Here is a 3,382-nt window from a genome sequence, read left to right as displayed (position 1 = left end):
AAACAGAAATCAATTGATAAGGCTTGTCTTATTGTGAAAGTTAGACAGTTTAAAATACACGATTAATAGAGGCTCGATTCTGATATTCTTTCAGGATTAAGCTTCTTATGTCATATATAATTGACATTTATGAATTAAACGTGATAATATATATTTATCAAATGTCACATATAGTTGACACTTGCAAAAATTTTTCAAAGGCTTTGTATGAATCGAGTAAAAAAATATCGTAAACAAAAAAATTTATCACAAATGGCACTTGCTAAAAAAATAGGTGTAGCTAGGCAAACTATTAATTTAATTGAAAATGATAAATACAATCCTTCACTTGAATTATGTTTAAACTTAGCACATGCATTAGGGACAGATTTGAATAGTCTATTTTGGGATGGGGATGAACAATAATGTACAGACGAGAAAGCTTATGGTTAAAATTTGTGAAAAACTGGTTTGGTATTGATGGTAAGTTAGATGAACGACAATTAGCTGAAGTAGAGAGAATAGGTAATAACGCCTATATATTATCGTCTATAGCAGAAGGAATGATATTATTTATTTCATGCTATTTTGTTTTCACCAATCAAATTACTGTGGCTTATTCGTTTTTAGGGTTAGCTACGGCAATAATTCTGCTGTTATCAGGTTGTTATACTTCGTTTGCACTTAAAAGACTGCAGATTTTTCAAGTAGAAATTACACCAGAGGAGCGACCAAAAGCTGTTCGAAGAATTTATTTGAAAGCGATTGTTGAAGGAATAATATGTTTTATACCGTGTATGATTGGGGCAGCAGTAGGTAGTTCAATTGCTAACCATGGTGGTTTGGTTAATGTTTTAGCATTCTGGCCTCAAGGTTTATGGATAAGTGTATGCATATGTGTTGGTACAGTATTGGGTAAATTACATCGTTTAAAAGTTGTTAAAGATGAAAAGAGTATGAATTAAAAATAGCGTAGTTGATCGACTACGCTATAAAAGTAACCTCTAAAAAGTTCAATTTTAGAGGTTTTTTATTTCTTTAAAAATTGTGTACCAAAAATACAGATATAACAAAACACAGATAAGAAAAATAGGCATTTTAAGCCACAGTGGCCACTGTAAGGTCATTTTCATGATTGAAGTATGAATATTCGTTTTAAAAATAGTATCTGAAAGTAGAGGGAGAAAAGGAATTAGTCCTAACACTACTTCAAGAGCCAATACTAGTTTTTTCATAACTCATCACCACCTAAATCAATTTTTATTTAGATTAAGTGTAATTTATATGAAAATGAAAAAATAAATATGGGCATATTTGCCTTCTTTTACATTATTGATGTTTCTTTTTAAATTTTGAAAGTTCTTTTGCATATTCTGGCATACCGGTAATACTGATATTTCTAATTATCAAATTGCAAAGTTTTAGTGCAGATACATCTTTTTCACTTTTATATTTAATAAAGTGAGTTAAAAATTCCATGACATTTTTATAAAAGAAAATATCAGGAGTAGTAGGAATATTGCTTACAAAAGAAATATAATAGTCAATATTTTCAAAGTCATTTTCTTCAATAGAAAAGATTAAAATATTGATTACTATTGAAATAAGGGCTTTCTGAACAATTTTAGACTCATCATCTTTATAGCGTTCAATCAGCCTATTAACTATTGTTTTATTATCAGAAAGACTATAGAACCTCATTGAATTGCAGTAAAGCATGAATTTTGTTTTGTTAAAATTAGGTATTTCAAAAATTTTCTTTTTAATCTCATCTCTAAGCTTTTGATTAGGATTATCTGGACTTAGAAGTTCAATGAAACCATCAGCTATTAAATTTTGAATTTCTTTATCTTTTTTAGAAAGATTACTTTCTGAAATTATTATTTTTATTTTTTGTAATCTATCTTTATCAACGTGATAGTATGCTTCTTCCATTAACTTTCTTTGTGTCTGAAGTTGATTTTGGGTGTTTTCATAATTAGAATTTAGTTTTTCTATAAATTCTGCAGTATTTATCTGGTTATAATTAAGTAAGTCGATCAAATTATTGATTGAAATCTGATGAATATTCTTTTCTACTTTACCGTAATAAGAACGATCGATTATATTACCCGCAAATTCCTTTAAAGTTTTATTTTGATTAATACGATAATATTTAAGTAGTTCCCCGATAGTCATAATTCTGCACCTCTCATATTATAGTGATCAAAATATTAATTTAATCGCTAGTTTACTATCTCTATATGACTATTAAATACTTATTTATATTTAATAAGAAGTCTTTCAAGTAATTTACCGTACTCGGTCATACCGATACTAAGTAAGAAATCTTTAGTTTGTATGCTTTTAATATTTATTATTATTTGTACGATGGTAAAAAATTATGTTTTTAAAAAAATAGAATGCAGAACTATAAAATACAAGTTCAGGTTTTGTCTTAATCTTTTCTCAACTTATGAATATAATATAGAAATTTAATAGCATTAAAAATGGTGATATTCAACAAAATTTATGTTGTGAATATCACCATTTTTTAAGTTTTTAGATTAGATTTTTGTGTAAAATTTTTATTTGTAATTAGCAATACTTATTTGGCTTCATCGTAATCATGTGCAGTCAATTTTTTATTTACTTTTACATATATTGAATAAATCCAGTTATCTGTACCCTTAATGTGATAAATAGTTTGATCGCCATTAAAGGCCCCAATAAGGTCTGCGACTTTGTCAGCACGTGCTCCTCTTTCTAATCTATCTACTGTCAATTTAGTACCATCAGGAACAGATTTTACAATTTGAGCTTTCCCATTACTATTAAATGTAACAATTGGGGCGGTTTTTCTGTAATATCTAGCAACGGCAACCGTAGCTATAGCTTCTTCACTATTAGTAGATGAAGGAGTGTTGTTTGTCGTAGATTTCGAACTAGTACTGGTTGAATTAGAAGTATTAGTTCCGATAACTGGTCCTAAGTTGTAAGTTCTAACATATTGTTTTCTTGGTCCACCGACTTTGAAGTAGTGCTTACCATTCTTAAAGGTATAGTAGCCACCATAAGTAGTTACCGTTTCACCCTTGTACAATTTCCATTTTTTACTACTTGCAGTCATACCATAAGGTGTTCTTTGAGTAGAAGTACGATAGATATATGCATTATGAGTAACTTTACGTTTTACACCATCAATGTTAGTTACTTTAACGTATTGATCTTTACCTGAAATCTTGTAGTATTGACTTCCATTAATAGTTACAGGAGTTGGATCGACATAGATTGATCCATAAGTGTAATACTTGCGACCTGTTTTACTACCGTCTTTGTCATAAGCAATTGAATTATGCATAACAGTTTTTCTGACAGAACCATCTGCCGCTTGAACTATGTGAGCATTAGCAGAAACGCTCAT

At 29.2% G+C, this 3,382-nt stretch carries 3 protein-coding genes and 1 pseudogene; 2 read left to right on the top strand and 2 right to left on the bottom strand.

The features are described from left to right. Positions 1 to 207 precede the first annotated feature (207 nt). Both FC57_RS10270 and FC57_RS10265 read left to right on the top strand, forming a co-directional pair. Entirely contained in the window at positions 208 to 405 is a 198-nt protein-coding gene (locus FC57_RS10270) for a helix-turn-helix transcriptional regulator (RefSeq protein ID WP_007125897.1), read from the top strand. After that, positions 405 to 944, top strand: a complete 540-nt coding sequence (locus FC57_RS10265) for a DUF3278 domain-containing protein (RefSeq protein ID WP_007125898.1) — start codon at positions 405 to 407, stop codon at positions 942 to 944. Before FC57_RS10270 ends, FC57_RS10265 begins: the two co-directional genes overlap by 1 nt. Positions 945 to 1,308: 364 nt before the next feature. Here the strand turns inward: FC57_RS10265 and FC57_RS10255 are convergent, their stop codons facing one another. Next, a complete protein-coding gene (locus FC57_RS10255) occupies positions 1,309 to 2,157 on the bottom strand; it encodes a helix-turn-helix domain-containing protein (RefSeq protein ID WP_007125900.1) in 849 nt (282 codons plus the stop codon). A gap of 418 nt (positions 2,158 to 2,575) precedes the next feature. Beyond that, a pseudogene (locus FC57_RS10250) lies at positions 2,576 to 3,382 on the bottom strand (SLAP domain-containing protein); the annotation flags it as partial.

It is taken from the genome of Lactobacillus ultunensis DSM 16047 (assembly GCF_001436305.1).
GTDB classification, from domain to species: domain Bacteria; phylum Bacillota; class Bacilli; order Lactobacillales; family Lactobacillaceae; genus Lactobacillus; species Lactobacillus ultunensis.
This window is presented reverse-complemented; position numbering and strand designations above follow the sequence as displayed.

Coding starts and splice junctions, on each gene's coding strand:
- FC57_RS10270 (WP_007125897.1), top strand. CDS start 208: ATGAATCGAGTAAAAAAATATCGTAAACAAAAAAATTTATCACAAATG.
- FC57_RS10265 (WP_007125898.1), top strand. CDS start 405: ATGTACAGACGAGAAAGCTTATGGTTAAAATTTGTGAAAAACTGGTTT.
- FC57_RS10255 (WP_007125900.1), bottom strand. CDS start 2,157: ATGACTATCGGGGAACTACTTAAATATTATCGTATTAATCAAAATAAA.